This window comes from Streptomyces sp. NPDC048751 (genome assembly GCF_043198595.1).
Classification (GTDB): Bacteria; Actinomycetota; Actinomycetes; order Streptomycetales; family Streptomycetaceae; genus Streptomyces.
In genome coordinates, this window is the sequence record NZ_JBICUX010000002.1 from 350287 (window position 1) to 366678 (window position 16392).

Genomic DNA, 16392 nt, shown 5'->3' on the forward strand with positions numbered 1-16392 from the left:
TCCCGGCCCGTTTACGGCACCCGCACGGCCGTACGCTGTTCAGCCTGACGCGTCCGTATATCGGAATCGGGTCAGCCAAGTTGCCTGCGTGTTAACGCGGTTGCTGTGGGTTTGCGGCGCTATGCGAAGTGACAGGCCACTTCGTGCGCCGCCGATCCGCCCATGCGCCGGAGCTCCGGCGCCTCCCGCGCGCAGCTCTCCCGGGCCTTCCAGCAGCGGGTGCGGAAGCGGCACCCCGAGGGGATGTTCGCCGGGGACGGCACGTCACCCGTCAGGATGATCCGCTCCCGGGTCTCCCGGCCCTCCGGGTCGGGCACCGGCACCGCGGACAGCAGCGCCTGGGTGTACGGGTGCGCGGGCCGGTCGTAGATCTCGGTGTCCGTGCCGGTCTCCACGATCCGCCCGAGGTACATCACCGCGACCCGGTCGGAGATGTGCCGCACGATCGACAGGTCGTGGGCGATGAAGACGTAACTCAGCTCGAACTCGCTCTGCAGCCGGGCCAGCAGGTTGACGACCTGTGCCTGCACCGAGACGTCCAGGGCCGACACCGGTTCGTCGGCGACCACGACCTCCGGGCGCAGCGCCAACCCCCTTGCGATACCGATGCGTTGGCGCTGGCCGCCGGAGAACTGGTGCGGATAGCGGTGGACGTGCTCGGGGTTGAGCCCGACGACCTCCAGCAGCTCCTGGACCCGTCGGCGCCTGTCGCCCTTCGGGGCCGCCTCGGGGTGGATCTCGTACGGCTCCCCGATGATGTCGCCGACGGTCATACGGGGGTTGAGGGAGGTGTACGGGTCCTGGAACACCATCTGGATGTTGCGGCGCACCGCCCGCAGGGCACGGCCGGAGAGCCCGCCGATGTCCTCGCCCTTGTAGCGGATCGAACCGGCCGTCGGTTTCTCCAGGTCGACCAGCATCCGGGCCATCGTCGACTTGCCGCAGCCGGACTCCCCGACGATGCCCAGGGTTTCGCCCCGGCCGAGGGCGAAGTCGACGCCGTCGACGGCCTTGACCACGCCGGCCTGCCTCCCGAGGAGGACACCACGGGTGAGCGGGTAGTGCTTGACGAGGCCGCTGACCTCCAGGATCGGCTCAGCCATGCAGACACTCCCTCCAGTGGTGGCAGGCGCTGCCGCGCCCCGCGACCACCGTGTGCAGGGGCGGTACGTCGGTGCGGCAGTCGTCCCGGGCCGTGGGGCAGCGGGGGTGGAAGGCACAGCCGGGCGGGATGTCCATGAGGTTGGGAGGCAGGCCCGTGATGGCGTGCAGCTCCCGGCCCTTGTGGTCCAGGCGTGGGATCGAGTCCAGCAGGCCTCGGGTGTAGGGGTGGGCGGGGGCCTTGTAGAGGTCGTGCACCGGGGCCGACTCCACGATGCGGCCCGCGTACATCACCGCGATCCGGTCGGCGACGTCGGCGACCACGCCCAGGTCGTGGGTGATGAGGACGAGCGCCATGCCGGTCTCGCGCCGCAGTTCGGCGAGGAGTTCCATGATCTGGGCCTGGACGGTGACGTCGAGGGCGGTGGTGGGTTCGTCGGCGATGACGAGGGCGGGTTCCAGGGCCAGCGCCATCGCGATCATGATGCGCTGGCGCATTCCGCCGGAGAACTGGTGGGGGTACTGCCGCACCCGCTCCCTCGCGGCCGGGATGCGGACCCGGTCCATCAGTTCCACAGCCTTCGCCCGTGCGGCCTTCCTCGACATCCCCCGGTGGACGACGAACATCTCGCCGAGCTGGTCGCCCACGGTGAGGACGGGGTTGAGCGAGGACAGCGCGTCCTGGAAGATCATCGCCATCTCGGCGCCCCTGACTCGGCGCCGCTCCTCCCGCGTCAGTTTCAGCAGGTCCCGGCCGCGGAAGAGGATCTCACCGCCGGTGATCCGTCCCGGTGGTGTGTCGAGGATGCCCATGACCGCCTGGGCCGTGACCGACTTGCCGGAGCCGGACTCGCCGAGCACGGCGAGCGTCTCGCCCGCGTCCACGCCGAGGGTGACGCCGTTGACGGCCCGGGCGACCCCGTCCCGGGTGCCGAACTCCACGTGCAGGTCACGCACTTCGAGCAGCACGGCGGCTCACCTCAGCTTCGGGTCGAGGGCGTCGCGCACCGCGTCGCCGAGCATGATGAAGGCCAGCACGGTGACCGCCAGCGCCCCCGACGGCCACAGCAGCGCGTGCGGGGCGTTGCGGACGAAGGGCGAGGCGGCGGAGATGTCGATCCCCCAGGACACGCTCGGCGGCTTCAGCCCGACGCCGAGGTAGGACAGGGTCGCCTCCAGGGCGATGTAGGTGCCGAGCGCGATGGTGGCCACCACGATCACCGGGGCGACGGCGTTGGGCGCGATGTGCCGCAGCAGGATCCGGGAGTTCGAGGCACCGAGGGCGCGGGCGGCCTGGACGTAGTCGTTCTGCTGGACGGTGATGACCGAGCCGCGGGCGATCCGGGAGATCTGCGGCCAGCCCAGCAGCACCATGAACCCGATGACCGGCCAGACCGTGTTGCTGGTCACCACGGAGAGGAGGACCAGTCCGCCGAGGACGACCGGGATGGCGAAGAAGACGTCGGTGGTCCGGGACAGCACCGCGTCCCACGCCCCGCCGAAGAACCCGGCGAGCCCGCCGAGGACCGAGCCGAGGAGCGCGACCCCGAGGGTGGCGCAGACGCCGACCGTGACGGACGTACGGGCGCCGTACACCGTGCGGGTGTAGACGTCGCAGCCCTGGCCGTCGTAGCCGAAGGGGTGACCGGGCTGGGAACCCTGCTGGGCCTTGGCGAGGTCGCACGCCAGGGGGTTGCCGGAGGTGATCGCCGACGGCCACAGGGAGATGAGGACCAGGAAGAGGATGACCAGCGCCGAGACGAGGAAGACGGGGTTGCGGCGCAGGTCCCGCCAGGCGTCGGACCACAGACTGCGGGGCCTGCCGAGGGCACTCACCTGGCCGGCGGCGGTGCCGAGGAGTTCAGGCATGGCGGATCCTCGGGTCGAGCACGGCGTACAGGAGGTCGACCAGCAGGTTGGCCGCCAGGAACACCAGGACGAGGACGGTCACGAAACCGACGACGGTCTGGGTGTTCTGACGGAGGATGCCCTGGTAGAGCTGGTAGCCGACGCCGTGGATGTTGAAGATGCGCTCGGTGACGATCGCGCCGCCCATCAGGGCGCCGATGTCGGTGCCGATGAAGGTGACCACGGGGATGAGGGAGTTGCGCAGCAGGTGCCGGGTGACGATCCGGTGCCGGGGCAGGCCCTTGGCGAGGGCCGTGCGGACGTGGTCGGAGCGGCGGTTCTCCGCGAGGGAGGTCCGGGTCAGGCGGGTGACGTAGGCGAGGGAGACCGAGGCCAGCACCAGGCCCGGCACGATCAGCTCGCCGAAGCCCGCCTCGGTGGAGACGGACGGTCTGATCCAGCCCCACTCCACGCCGAGGAGCAGTTGGAGCAGCAGGCCGGTGACGAACGTGGGCACGGAGACGACGACCAGGGTGAACAGCAGCACGGTCGTGTCGACGGGCCGGCCGCGGCGCAGGCCGGTGACGACGCCCAGCGTGATGCCGACGACGACCTCGAAGAGGATGGCGACGATCGTCAGGCGGACGGTGACGGGGAAGGCGGTCGCCATCAGTTCGGTGACCGGCCGACCGTTGAACGCCGTGCCGAAGTCACCGGTGAGGACGTTCCCCATGTAGGTCACGTACTGCCGCCACACGGGTTCGTCGAGGCCGAACTCCTGCCTGAGCCGGCCGGCGGTCGCCGCGTCGCACTGCCGCTCGCCGCACAGGCCCGCGACGGGGTCGCCCATCACGTTCACCATCAGGAAGATCAGCAGGGTGGCGCCGACGAACACCGGGACCATCTGGAACAGGCGCCGGACGACGTAGCGTCCCATGGCGGGTCAGCCGACCTTGATCTCGTCGTAGACGGGGACGCTGAAGGAGTTGAGCGCCACGTTCGACAGCCGGTCGGACCAGCCGGCGCTGCCGTTCTGGTACCAGAGCGGGATGGCGGCCATCTCGTCGCGGACGATCTCCTCGGCCTGCTGGAAGAGGCCGACGGCCCTGGCGGTGTCGGTCTCGGCGTTGGCGCGGTCGACGAGCCGGTCGAAGTCCCGGTTGGACCACTTGCCGTCGTTGGAGGAGGCGTCGGTGTAGTAGAGCGGCTGGAGGAAGTTCTGGCTCAGCGGGTAGTCCATCTGCCAGCCGGTCCGGAAGGGGCCCTGGACCTTCTGCTTCGTGGTCTGGTTGCGGAAGTCCGCGAAGGTGCCGATCGGGTTGCCGACGCAGGCCCGGTCGTTGCCGAGGGCCTTGTTGACGGAGTTGCAGACGGCGTCGACCCAGAGCCGGTGGGAGCCGGTGTCCGCGTTGTAGGTGATTCTGACCTGGCCGCCGGGCAGCCCGCCGCCCTCCGCGATCAGCTTCCGGGCCGCGGCGGCGTCGTACTCGCACCACTCACCGCACAGCCCCTCCTTGTAGCCGCCCTCCTTGCCGAGGACCGGGGAGGTCCAGTCGGTGGCGGGGGTGCGGGTCCTGTGGAAGATCGTCTCGGTGATGCCCTTGCGGTCGATCGCCCGGGACAGTCCCTTGCGGATCTTGACCGAGTCCTTGGTGTTCCACTTCTTGTCGTAGAAGGGGAAGGCGAGGGTCTGGATGATGCCGGCGGGGGTGTTGAGGTAGCGGTCGCCGAGGTCGCCGCGGACGTTTCCGAGCTGTGCGGCCGGGATGTCGTCGGCGAGGTCGAGGTTGCCGGCCAGCAGGTCGGTGTAGGCGGTGTTGGTGTCGGTGTAGACCTTGAGGGTCACGCCGTCGTTGCGCGCCTTGTCCGTGCCGGGGTAGCCGTCCCACTTCCGCAGCACCATCTCCGCGCCCTTGGTGTACGACTCGATGCTGTACGGCCCGTTGCCGACCGGCTTCCTCAGCCAGGCGTCGTGGTCGTCGAAGAACGCGCGGGGCAGCGGGGCGAAGGCGGGGTAGCCGAGGGTGTCGGGGAAGGCCGAGAACTTCTGGCTCAGCCGGACGGTGAAGGTGCGGTCGTCGACGACCTTCAGCCCGGAGAGCGTGTCGGCGCTCTGCTTGCCCCCGTCCGCGGGATGGACGGCGTCGTAGCCGTCGATGTAGCTGAAGAAGTACGCGTTCTTCTGGTTGTTCCTCAGGTTCGCGCCGTAGTTCCAGGCGTCGACGAAGGACCTGGCGGTGACCTTCTCGCCGTTGCTGAAGGTCCAGCCGTCCTTGAGGGTGACGGTGAAGTGCTGTGAGTCCGGGGTCTCGATGCGCTCGGCGAGCATGTTCTCGGCCTCGCCGGTGCGCGGGTCGTACCGCTTGAGGCTCCGGAAGATCATGTCGAGGACCTTGCCGCCCTGCACCTCGTTGGTGTTGGAGGGCTCCAGCGGGTTCTGCGGGTCGCCCCAGGACGAGGTGAGCACCGCCTCTCCGGCACCGCTGCCGCTGGTCTCTGTTCCGCAGCCCGCGGCCACGAGGGCCGTCGCCGCCGCACATACGGCCCACTTGGCGCGCGTGGCTCCACGCATGGGTGTCTCCTCCTGAGGATCCGTCACCGGCCGACCCGTTACCGGCCAATATCGACCCAAGAGGTGCATACCGCACATGGACCCCGCGCGCCGCGGGGCCGTTGGAGGGATACCGAAGGATCTCCGCCATGCCGCACAATGGATCTCCACCGGGGGGCGCAATGGATCATTGCCATCCGATGCCGAACCGTTGGATTGCTACCCCTTCATGTACGCATTTCGACGCTGAGGTATCCGGATAACGAACACGTTGCCCGCTTCGCCCGATTCGCCGGATTCCGGACACGGAACGATTACAACGCGCTACACGCGTAGCTACAGTACGGCAAAGGCAAGGTAAAGAAGGTAAATAGAAAACCAAGGCAGGCCAGTTTTTATTGACCTTGAACGAATTGCGTTGAAAAAGTCCCGCGTAGCCCGTAGGGGAGTGCCCTGCGGAGTCATTCAGACCCTCCCTGGGCCAGGAGCACCATGACCCCCCCTACATCCGCGGCTGCCCCGCTCGAGGCGACCGACGACACTGTCGAGAAGTCGCCTTCGCCCTCCACCCCCAAGGGCAGCGAAGGCCGCTCCCCCGGACGGCTGGCGTGGAACCGCTTCAAGCGGGACCGCACGGGCGTCATATCGGCGTACGTCGTGATCGTCTTCTTCGTGGTCGCGATCGCCGCTCCGCTGATAGCAAAGCTGTACGGCAAGGATCCGTACACCACGTACGCCAGCCAGCGGCCCGAGCTGCTGAACCCGTTCTCGTACCCGGCGGGTCCCAACGGCGGCATGAGCTCGGAGTTCTGGTTCGGCATCGAGCCGCAGCTCGGCCGTGACGTCTTCACCTTCCTGCTCTACGCGATCCGCAACTCGCTGGGCATCGCGCTCGCCGCCACCCTGATCACCGTGATCCTCGGTGTGGTCATCGGCACCACCGCGGGCTATCTCGGCGGCAAGACGGACTACTTCGTGGGCCGGGTCATCGACATCCTGCTGTCGTTCCCGTCCACGCTCTTCTTCATCGCCTTCATGCCGGTCGTGTTCGGGCTCTTCGTCGCCCCCGACGAGGAGATCCCGACCTGGCTGCGGGCCACCGCTCTGATCATCGTCCTCGCCGCCTTCGGGTGGGCGTCCATCGCCCGACTGCTGCGCGGCCAGGTACTCGGCCTGCGTGAACGGGAGTTCGTCGAGGCCGCGAAGGTCACGGGTGCATCACCGGGGCGTATCGTCTTCAAGGAGCTGCTGCCCAATCTGTGGACGCCCATCATCATCCAGACCACGCTGATGCTCCCGTCGTACGTCACCATCGAGGCGGGTCTCGCCTTCCTCGGGGTCGGCATGATCGACCCGACCCCTGACTGGGGCGTCATGATCGCGCGAGGCGCAAGTTTCTACACCGAGGACATCACCTTCATGCTCTTCCCGGGCCTGTCCATGGTGATCTTCGTCCTCGCGTTCAACCTGCTCGGCGACTCGGTGCGTGACGCACTCGACCCCAAGTCCAAGCGCTAGCTCCGGCCCTCTTCAGGACCACGGCAAGGACGCCGGGGTGCCGGTTCTCTCTCATCACTCCCACTTCAAGGCAGGCAGCATGTCCTTCTCGCGTAGAAACTTCCTCATCGCCACCGGCGTCGCCGCGGCGTCGACCTCGGTGCTGAGCGCCTGCAGCAGCGGCAACGAGGGCGGCTCCTCGCAGGACAAGGCCCCCAAGGTCACCGGCGCCAAGACCGTCGAGATCCCGGTCGGCACCAAGGCCGACTCCGTCGGTCCGGCCGCCGAGGTCCCCGGCGCGGTCAAGGGCGGGACGATCTACTCGCTCCAGCAGTTCGACATGGACCACATGGACCCGGCGCAGATCTACGTCTCGACCGAGGGCGCCATCACCGTGCCGATCATGCGCGGTCTGACCGGCTACAAGCTGGACAACAAGGGCAACGCCACTCTGGTCGGCGACGCCGCGACCGACGCCGGCACGATGAAGGACGGCGGCAAGACCTGGTCCTTCACGCTGAAGGACGGTCTGAAGTGGGAGGACGGCTCCGAGATCTCCTCGGACGACCTCCGCCACACCTTCGAGCGCCTCTTCGCCCCCTTCATCACCGAGGGCCCGATCTACGTCCAGCAGTTCCTCGAGGGCGGCGACAAGTACAAGGGCCCGTACGACGGCAAGAAGCTCGACTCCATCGAGGTCGAGGGCAAGACCATCACTTTCCGTCTCAAGGAAAAGCGCCCCGACTTCAACTACACGCTCGCGATGCGTGGTTACTCCCTGGTGCCGAAGAAGCACGACACCAAGGAGAAGTACGACAAGCGCCCGATGTCCTGCGGCCCGTACAAGATCGAAAGCCGTAGCATCGGCAAGTCGATGACCTTCGTGCGCAACGAGCACTGGGACCCGAAGACGGACTCGATCCGCAACGCCTACCCGGACAAGTACGTCTTCCAGATGGGCTACGAGCTGGTCGCGTCGACCGACCGCTGGATCGCGGACAAGGGCACCGACCAGTACGCGGTGCCGATCTTCAACGAGGTCGCCCCCGAGCGCATCGCCCAGGTCCTCACCAACGCGCAGCTGAAGAAGCGCGTCCTCACCGCGGTCGACACGGTCACCTACTACTGGCCGATCAACATGACCCGCGTCAAGGACCTCAAGGTCCGCCAGGCCATCAACTACGCCTGGCCGCACCAGCAGTTGCAGACCATCGGTGGCGGCGCCTACAGCCAGGAGATCGCCACCACGATCTTCGCCCCGGTGACCCCCGGCTACACCAAGTTCGACCTGTACGGCGTGGACAAGAAGCCGGGCGGCAACCCCGAGAAGGCCAAGGCCCTGCTGAAGGAGGCCGGCAAGGTCGGCCAGAAGCTGGTCATCGCCTACCAGCAGTCGGACACCGCGGTGAAGACCGCCGTCGCCATCAAGAACGCTCTGGAGGCGGCCGGCTTCAAGGTCGTCAACAAGCAGGTCGACAAGTCGACCTTCTACACCCAGATCGGAAAGATCGACAACGACTTCGACCTGTTCGCGGCCGGCTGGAGCCCGGACTGGCCGGGCGGTTACTCGCAGTTCTACCCCACCTTCAGCGGCAAGAACATCGGCGACGGCCGCAGCAACTACGCCCAGCTGAACGACCCGGGCGTCAACAAGGCCATCGACGCGGCCGGCCAGATCGCGGACCCGAAGGAGGCCGCCAAGGCCTGGGGCAACGTCGACAAGATGATCATGGAGCTGGCCGCGGCCGTCCCTGACTACCACAAGATCCGTAACTACCTGTACGGCTCCAAGGTCGGCAACGTCATCTGGGACAGCGCCAACACCTGCGTCGCGCTCTGCAAGCTCTACGCCAAGAAGTAAGCGCACGACCCCTTGGGGGCGGCCATCCGCATGGCCGCCCCCCCTGCGGCCCACCCCCCTCTTCTTACCGCGGCGACGGCGCCCCGTCCGGAAAGTCACGCCTCATGTTCCGCTTCCTTGTCCGCCGAGTCACCGGCGCGCTGGTCATCCTGTTGATCATCAGCGCCATCACCTTCTGGCTCTTCTACGCCGTGCCGCGTGACCCCGCCATGATGTCCTGCGGCAAGAACTGCACACCTGCGAACCTCGCGCAGATCCGGGAGAACCTGGGCATCGACAAGCCGGTCCCGGTGCAGTACTGGCTGTGGCTCGTGGGCGTCTTCGCCGGACGCGACTACCCCAACTACGACTATTGCGACGCCCCCTGCCTCGGGTACTCCTTCGCCAACCGCGAGCCCGTCTTCGGCACCATCATGGACCGCCTGCCGACGACTCTTTCGCTCGCCTTGGGTGCGGCCGTCGTCTTCCTGATCTTCGGGGTCGGCGCGGGCATGCTCGCGGCTCTGAAGCAGGGCAAGCTGCTGGACAAGGCCGCCAGTTCGGCGTCGCTGCTCGGCTCCTCGTTGCAGATCTACTTCGTCGGCTACCTCGCCATGTTCTTCTTCGTCGCCAAACTGGGATGGCTCGACCAGCCGTCGTGGACCCCCTTCACCGAGGACCCGGTTGCCTGGTTCTCCGGGCTGCTTCTGCCCTGGCTGGTCCTGGCGATCATCTTCACCGCCAACTACACCCGTATGACGCGCTCCCAAATGGTCGAGCAGCTGAGCGAGGACTACGTCCGCACAGCCCGAGCCAAGGGTCTTTCCCGGGCAAACGTGTTCTTCCGGTTCGCCTGGCGCGGCGCGATGGGCCCCATCGTCACGGTGTTCGGCATCGACCTCGGAACGCTGATCGGCGGCGCCATCATCACCGAGCAGACCTTCAGCCTCCAGGGCATCGGCCGGCTCGCGGTGAAGTCCGTGGACCAGAGCGACCTTCCGATGCTTCTGGGCGTGACCCTCCTCGCGGCCGGCGCGATCGTCTTCTTCAACATCGTCGTCGACGCCGTCTACGCCCTCATCGACCCGCGGATCCGGCTCGCCTGACCTCCGCCCTGCCCCCGACCTCTCGCATCACCCCCAGGAGCGTCCCCGTGACGAGCACCGATCAGCAGCCCTTCCTCTCCGTCAGGGATCTGAAGGTCCACTTCTCCACCGAGGACGGCGTCGTCAAGGCCGTCGACGGGCTCACCTTCGATCTCGCCAAGGGCAAGACGCTCGGCATCGTGGGTGAGTCGGGATCCGGCAAGTCGGTCACCAACTTGACGATCCTCGGTCTGCACGACCCCGACCGCACGGCCATCGACGGCGAGATCCTGCTCGACGGCAAGGAGCTGCTCAGCGCTTCCGAAAAGGAGCTGGAGCGGTTGCGCGGCAACAAGATGTCCATGATCTTCCAGGACGCCCTGGCCTCGCTGTCGCCGTTCCACACCATCGGCAGGCAGATCAGCGAGACGTACCGCAAGCACACCGGTGCTTCCAAGAAAGAGGCCCGGGCGCGGGCGATCGAGATGCTCAGGCGGGTCGGGATCCCCCAGCCGGACGTCCGGGTGGACGACTATCCGCACCAGTTCTCCGGCGGTATGCGCCAGCGCGCGATGATCGCCATGGCGCTGGTCTGCGACCCCGAGCTGCTCATCGCGGACGAGCCCACCACAGCGCTGGACGTGACGGTCCAGGCCCAGATCCTGGATCTGCTCAAGGAGCTCCAGCAGGAGTTCGGCACGGCGATCATCTTCATCACGCACGACCTCGGTGTCATCGCCGACATCGCGGACGACGTGCTGGTGATGTACGGCGGCCGCTGCGTGGAGCAGGGCACCAAGGCGGAGGTACTGCGCGCCCCGCAACAGCCCTACACCCTCGGCCTGATGAGCTCCATGCCGAGCCTGGACCACCCGGTCGACGTGCCGCTGAACCCGATCCCGGGCTCGCCGCCGTCGCTGCTGAACCCGCCGTCGGGTTGCCGCTTCCACCCGCGGTGCACCTTCGCCGAGAAGGTCGAGGGGGGCCTGTGCTCCAAGGAGCGTCCGCTCCTGGAGCTCGTGGACGGCCGCGGCAGCGCCTGCCACCTGACCGCCGAACAGCGCGGCGAGTACTTCTCCGACCTCGCCGGCGCGGCGAACTGACGTACAAGAGACGGGATTTCACCACCATGAGCAGCACCACTCCCCTCCTGGACGTCTCCGGGCTGACCAAGCACTTCCCGATCAAGGGCGGCTTCCCCATCCGGCGCACGGTCGGTGCCGTGCAGGCCGTCGACGGCCTGGACTTCCAGGTCGCCGAGGGCGAGAGCCTGGGCCTGGTCGGCGAGTCCGGCTGCGGCAAGTCGACGACCGGGCGCCTGATCACCCGGCTCCTGGAGCCGACCGGCGGCTCGGTCAAGTACCAGGGCAAGGACATCACCCACGCCAACCGCAAGCAGCTGGCGCCGATCCGGTCCGAGATCCAGATGATCTTCCAGGACCCGTACGCGTCGCTGAACCCCCGCCAGACGGTCGGCAAGATCATCTCCGGGCCCATGGAGATCAACGACATCAACCCGGCGGGTGGCCGGGAGGCGCGGGTCCGCGAGCTGCTGGAGATCGTGGGCCTCAACCCCGAGCACTACAACCGCTTCCCGCACGAGTTCTCCGGCGGCCAGCGCCAGCGCATCGGCGTAGCACGGGCGCTCGCCCTGGAGCCGAAGCTGATCGTGGCCGACGAGCCGGTCTCCGCGCTCGACGTCTCCATCCAGGCGCAGGTCGTCAACCTGCTCCAGAAGGTCCAGCGGGACCTCGGCATCGCGTTCGTGTTCATCGCCCACGACCTGGCCGTCGTACGGCACTTCTCGCAGCGGGTCGCGGTCATGTACCTCGGCAAGATCGTGGAGATCGCCGACCGCGACGACCTGTACGGCAACCCGCGCCACCCCTACACCAAGGCGCTGCTGTCAGCCGTGCCCGAGGCGACCGTGGACGAGACCCCGGCCCGCGAGCGCATCCGGCTCCAGGGCGACGTGCCGTCCCCGATCAACCCGCCCACCGGCTGCCGCTTCCGCACCCGCTGCTGGAAGGCGACGGAGAAGTGCGCGAGCGAGGCTCCGCCGCTGGTGCAGGTCGAGGGCAACAGGGCGGGCCACCTGACCGCCTGCCACTACCCCGAGACGGCCGAGACCGTGCCGGCTCCCCGTCTCTCCAAGGACTCCGAGACGGCGGCCTGACGGCCCCCTGAGGAAGGCCCGTGCCCACCCGGCGCGGGCCTTCACTCGTTCTCCGGGGTCTTCACTCGTCTCCGGGGCCGTCGGTCGTCTCCGAGGCCGTCAGTCGCCGGTCGTGCCGTCGAGCATCTCCCGCAGGATGTCCAGGTGGCCGTTGTGGCGGGCCGTCTCCTCGGTGAGGTGCAGGAGGATCCAGCGCAGGTCGACGTGGCGCCCGTCGCGGATCGGGCGCTTGGCCCTGGTGTCCAGGTCGTTCTCGGCGACCAGCGTGCGGTAGCGGGCGCTCTGGGCCGCGTACTCGTCGAGCAGCTGCTCGAGCGGGAAGTCGACGGCGACACGCATCTCACGGTCGGGGTCCTCGTCGGTCCAGGGGCCCTCGTCCTCCTCGCCGAGGAAGACCACCTGGAACCAGTAGTACTCGACCCAGCGGAGGTGGTTGACCAGTCCGCTCAGGGTCATCAGCGGCGAGCCCGGCAGCAGCGCCTTGCGGGCGTTCTCCTCGGAGACGCCCTCGCACTTGGCGCGGGCGGTGTCACGGGCGTAGTCGAGGAACGTGGTGAGCTGGGTGCGCTCGTCCCACGCGGGAGGAGTGTCGTCTGTTCTTGTCATCGCGATGAGCATTCCTGATCACAACGTCCGTTGTCGAGGGATTAGTTGGCGCACCCGCGCCGAGCAGAGCCAGGCAGCCCGGTCAGGGCACATCCAGCCCGTCCGGCGTTCGAGGACGAGGACGAGGCCCGTTCAGGGCCGAAGCGGGGGTCTGGGGGCGGCAGCCCCCGGCAACGCCCACGACGGCACAGGGTGCCTGGGGCCTGTCCGCCGGACAGGCCCTACCCTTCCGTCCCCTCCTCCAGCGCCGCCAGCGCCGGGTCCAGGACGATGTCCTCCTCGCGTGCCTCGGTCGTCGGTTCCTCCGGGAAGTGGCAGGCGGTGAGGTGGCCGTCATGGTTGCCGGAGAGCTGGATCAGCGGGGGTTCCTCGGTCGCGCACCGGTCCTGCGCCTTCCAGCAGCGCGTGCGGAAGCGGCAGCCGGAGGGCGGTGAGATGGGGGACGGCACGTCACCGGCCAGCCGGATCCGCTCACGTCCGCCGGAGGCGCCCTCACCGTCGGTGACGTTCACCTCGGGGACGGCGGAGAGGAGGGCGTGGGTGTAGGGGTGGCGGGGGCGGGTGTAGATGGAGTCGCGGTCGCCGACCTCGATCACCTTGCCGAGGTACATGACCGCCACACGCTGCGAGAAGTGCCGTACGACGGCGAGGTCGTGGGCGATGAACAGGAACGCGATGCCGAGCTCCTGCTGCACCTTCTGGAGCAGGTTGACGACCTGCGCCTGGATGGAGACGTCGAGCGCGGAGACCGGCTCGTCGGCCACGATCAGCTTCGGTTCGAGTGCCAACGCCCGTGCCACGCCGATCCGTTGGCGCTGGCCGCCGGAGAACTCGTGCGGGAAGCGGTTGAAGTGCTCGGGGTTGAGACCCACGATCTCCAGCAGCTCGCGGACGCGCTGCTCACGGCCGCCCTCCGGCTGGATCCCGTTGATCTCCATGGGCCCGGAGATGATCCGGCCGACCGTCTGTCTCGGATTCAGCGAGGAGTACGGGTCCTGGAAGATCATCTGGATCTCGGACCGGATCGGCGCCAGCTGCTTGCGGGAGGCGTGGCTGATGTCCCGCCCGCGGTACGTGATCGTCCCGGCCGTCGGCTCCATCAGACGGGTGATCAGGCGCCCGGTCGTCGACTTGCCGCAGCCCGACTCCCCCACCAGGCCGAAGCTCTCGCCGACGTGCACGGTCAGGTCGATGCCGTCGACGGCCTGCACCTGACCCACCGTGCGGCGGATCGGGAAGCCCCCCTTGACCGGGAAGTGCTTGGTGAGCCCCTCCACGACCAGCAGCGGTTCCCCGGCCGCCTCGTCGGCGGCCTCACGCGGGGCGGGCAGCACGAGGTCCTCTGTCATGCCGTGTCCTCCTGGGCTCAGGCGAGACGGGGCTTGATCTCGTCGATGAAGATGGTGCGCTTCTGCTGCGCCGTCAAGTGGCAGGCGGAGGCCCGGTCGGGGGCGAGCAACGGCCGTTCGGTGACGCAGCGGTTGCCGGCGATCCGGTCCTGGAAGGTGCAGCGGGGGTGGAAACGGCAGCCGGGTGGTGGGGTGAGCAGGGACGGCGGGGTGCCGGGGATCGGGGTGAGGGGTGCGCCGAGGTCCGAGTCCAGACGCGGCATCGAGTTCAACAGACCCCAGGTGTACGGGTGTTGCGGTGCGCGCAGGACCTCGTCGACCGTGCCGCGCTCGATCGCGCCGCCCGCGTACATCACCATGATGTCGTCGGCCATGTCGGCGATGACGCCCAGGTCGTGCGTGATGAAGATGATCGCCGAGCCGAACTCCTGCTGCAGGTCCTTGAGCAGGTCGAGGATCTGGGCCTGCACGGTCACGTCGAGGGCGGTGGTCGGCTCGTCGGCGATCAGCAGGTCCGGGTCGCACACCAGCGCCATCGCGATCATCGCGCGCTGGCGCATACCGCCGGAGAACTGGTGCGGGTAGTCCTTCGCGCGCTGCGCCGGGTTGGGGATGCCCACCTTGCCCAGCATCTCCACCGCCCGTGTCCAGGCGGCCTTCTTGGAGGTGCCGGTGTGCTTCATGTACGGCTCGGCGATCTGCCGGCCGACGGTGTAGTACGGGGACAGCGCGGTCAGCGGGTCCTGGAAGATCATCGCGACCTTGTTGCCGCGCAGCCTCTCCAGCTCGGACTCGCGGGCCGTCGTCAACTCTTGGCCCTCCAGCAGGATCTCTCCCTCGACGGTGGTGAACATCGGGTTGTGCAGGCCGAGGATCGTCAGATTGGTGACGGACTTGCCGGAGCCCGACTCACCGACGATGCCCAGGGTCTTCCCCTTGGCGAGGTCGAAGGACAGCCCGTCGACGGCCCGCACGACACCGTCCTCGGTCTTGAAGCTGACGTACAGGTCCCGCACCGAGAGAAAGCTGGTCACGACAGTGCTCCTAGGGGGTCTCTTGTGGATCATGCCGGGTTCGCGGGGCCTGGCACGCACATCTGCCGCGTTGTCGTCGGTCGCCGACTCCCCCACGCTCGGCTTCTCCCCCACTCTCGACTTCGCTCGAGCGGGAGGGGCCCCCATGCGCGGGAGGGGCCCCCATCGCGTCGACTCCCTCCTCCGCCTTGCAGCTGCACGCACCAGACCCCGCTCGGGCCAGCTGTCCAGGCGCCGACGCTCGAAGCCGGCCTGATCCACAAGACACCCCCTAGGCCAGCCGCACGCGCGGGTCGATGTAGGCGTACGCGGCGTCGACGACGATGTTGCACAGCAGGATCATGGTGGCGGAGAACAGCATCACGCCCAGCAGGAGCGGCAGGTCGCTGAAGAAGACCGACTCCACCGCGAGCCGGCCGAGGCCCGGGAGGCCGAAGGTGTACTCGGTGATGATGGCTCCGCCGAGCAGCGAGCCGAGGTCGATGCCGAAAATGGTGACGATGGGGATCAGGGAGCCGCGCCAGGCGTAGCGGAAGAAGACGTACCGGCGTGACATGCCCTTCGCGCGGGCGGTGCGTACGTGCTCCTCCTGGAGCTGCTCGATCATCGACGAGCGCGCCATACGCGTGTACTGCGAGGCGAAGATCGTGGACAGCACCACCCAGGGGAGGATCAGCCCGGTGAACCAGGTGGCCGGGTCGACGGTGAACTCGTTGTAGGCGGGCTTGTCGAAGAGGTGGGTCTGGTAGACGAGGATCGCCAGGGCGAGCGGACCGAGGAAGTAGATCTGCATCGAGCTGATCACCATCGCGCCGGCCGTGAACGTCTTGTCGACCAGCGTGCCGCGCTTCCAGGCGGCGATCAGACCGGTGCCGAGGCCGATGACCAGGAAGCAGACGGCCCCGCCGAGGGTGAGCGAGACGGTGGTGGGCAGCCGGTCCATCAGGGTGCCCCAGACCTGCTCGTTGGTGTGGTACGAGTACCCGAAGCAGGGGGCGGGGCAGGGGCCCTGGGCGAAGTCGTCGCTGCCCAGGACCAGGTTGTGCAGGAAGATCCCGTACTGCTCGGGGATCGACTTGTCGAGGCCGAGGACGTGGTGGAGGTTCTCGAGGTTGGCCGGGGTGCACGTCTTGCCGCACATCAGGAGCGCCGGGTCCCGGGGCATTCCGAAGAACAGCAGGAACGTGACGATGCTCAGCAGGAAGAGGATGACGACGGCGCCGAGCGACCGACGCAGAAGGAAGCGCAGCATGGCAGGCAGCTCTCAGACGTCAGCGGGCCGGGCGGTACCCGGTGCGCCGCCGT

General features: G+C 68.0%; 14 protein-coding genes. 5 read left to right on the forward strand and 9 right to left on the reverse strand.

Going from position 1 to position 16392, the window contains the following annotated elements; genetic code table 11:
• Positions 1 to 119: 119 nt before the first annotated feature.
• From ACGFNV_RS08480 to ACGFNV_RS08500, 5 genes are read right to left on the reverse strand one after another with little or no spacing between them, the layout of a single operon-like run.
• Complete coding sequence (locus ACGFNV_RS08480) at positions 120 to 1103, reverse strand: ABC transporter ATP-binding protein (protein ID WP_393620528.1); 984 nt, start codon at positions 1101 to 1103, stop codon at positions 120 to 122.
• On the reverse strand, positions 1096 to 2070 hold the full coding sequence (locus ACGFNV_RS08485) for an ABC transporter ATP-binding protein (RefSeq protein ID WP_393620530.1): 975 nt from the start codon (positions 2068 to 2070) through the stop codon (positions 1096 to 1098). Before ACGFNV_RS08485 ends, ACGFNV_RS08480 begins: the two co-directional genes overlap by 8 nt.
• A 6-nt stretch (positions 2071 to 2076) precedes the next feature.
• Positions 2077 to 2970, reverse strand: a complete 894-nt coding sequence (locus tag ACGFNV_RS08490; RefSeq protein ID WP_393620532.1) for an ABC transporter permease — start codon at positions 2968 to 2970, stop codon at positions 2077 to 2079.
• A complete protein-coding gene (locus ACGFNV_RS08495; protein WP_393620534.1) occupies positions 2963 to 3886 on the reverse strand; it encodes an ABC transporter permease in 924 nt (307 codons plus the stop codon). Before ACGFNV_RS08495 ends, ACGFNV_RS08490 begins: the two co-directional genes overlap by 8 nt.
• A gap of 6 nt (positions 3887 to 3892) precedes the next feature.
• Complete coding sequence (locus ACGFNV_RS08500; protein WP_393620536.1) at positions 3893 to 5521, reverse strand: ABC transporter substrate-binding protein; 1629 nt, start codon at positions 5519 to 5521, stop codon at positions 3893 to 3895.
• A gap of 471 nt (positions 5522 to 5992) precedes the next feature.
• On the opposite strand from ACGFNV_RS08500, the gene ACGFNV_RS08505 reads away from it, so the two are divergent.
• The 5 genes from ACGFNV_RS08505 to ACGFNV_RS08525 all read left to right on the forward strand — a co-directional run bounded on the left by ACGFNV_RS08505 (position 5993) and on the right by ACGFNV_RS08525 (position 12098).
• Positions 5993 to 7018 (forward strand): ABC transporter permease, encoded by a 1026-nt coding sequence (locus ACGFNV_RS08505; protein ID WP_393620538.1) that lies wholly within the window; start codon positions 5993 to 5995, stop codon positions 7016 to 7018.
• A gap of 79 nt (positions 7019 to 7097) precedes the next feature.
• Positions 7098 to 8858: an ABC transporter substrate-binding protein gene (locus ACGFNV_RS08510; protein WP_393620540.1), complete on the forward strand. Its 1761-nt coding sequence runs from the start codon at positions 7098 to 7100 to the stop codon at positions 8856 to 8858.
• A 104-nt stretch (positions 8859 to 8962) separates the two neighbouring features.
• A complete protein-coding gene (locus ACGFNV_RS08515; protein WP_393620542.1) occupies positions 8963 to 9943 on the forward strand; it encodes an ABC transporter permease in 981 nt (326 codons plus the stop codon).
• Between the two features lie 47 nt (positions 9944 to 9990).
• Positions 9991 to 11025, forward strand: coding sequence for an ABC transporter ATP-binding protein (locus tag ACGFNV_RS08520; RefSeq protein WP_393620544.1), 1035 nt, complete (start codon positions 9991 to 9993; stop codon positions 11023 to 11025).
• A 26-nt stretch (positions 11026 to 11051) separates the two neighbouring features.
• Entirely contained in the window at positions 11052 to 12098 is a 1047-nt protein-coding gene (locus tag ACGFNV_RS08525) for an ABC transporter ATP-binding protein (RefSeq protein WP_393620546.1), read from the forward strand.
• A gap of 99 nt (positions 12099 to 12197) precedes the next feature.
• Here ACGFNV_RS08525 and ACGFNV_RS08530 read toward each other — a convergent pair whose 3' ends face one another.
• The 4 genes from ACGFNV_RS08530 to ACGFNV_RS08545 all read right to left on the reverse strand — a co-directional run bounded on the left by ACGFNV_RS08530 (position 12198) and on the right by ACGFNV_RS08545 (position 16339).
• Positions 12198 to 12704 (reverse strand): DinB family protein, encoded by a 507-nt coding sequence (locus ACGFNV_RS08530; RefSeq protein WP_393620548.1) that lies wholly within the window; start codon positions 12702 to 12704, stop codon positions 12198 to 12200.
• Positions 12705 to 12925: 221 nt separating this feature from the next.
• Positions 12926 to 14053 carry an ABC transporter ATP-binding protein gene (locus tag ACGFNV_RS08535; RefSeq protein ID WP_393620550.1) on the reverse strand — a complete coding sequence of 376 codons (1128 nt, stop codon included), beginning with the start codon at positions 14051 to 14053 and terminating at the stop codon, positions 12926 to 12928.
• 17 nt (positions 14054 to 14070) lie between these two features.
• On the reverse strand, positions 14071 to 15120 hold the full coding sequence (locus ACGFNV_RS08540) for an ABC transporter ATP-binding protein (protein ID WP_393621463.1): 1050 nt from the start codon (positions 15118 to 15120) through the stop codon (positions 14071 to 14073).
• Positions 15121 to 15358: 238 nt separating this feature from the next.
• A complete protein-coding gene (locus tag ACGFNV_RS08545; protein WP_393620552.1) occupies positions 15359 to 16339 on the reverse strand; it encodes an ABC transporter permease in 981 nt (326 codons plus the stop codon).
• Between the last annotated feature and the right edge of the window lie 53 nt (positions 16340 to 16392).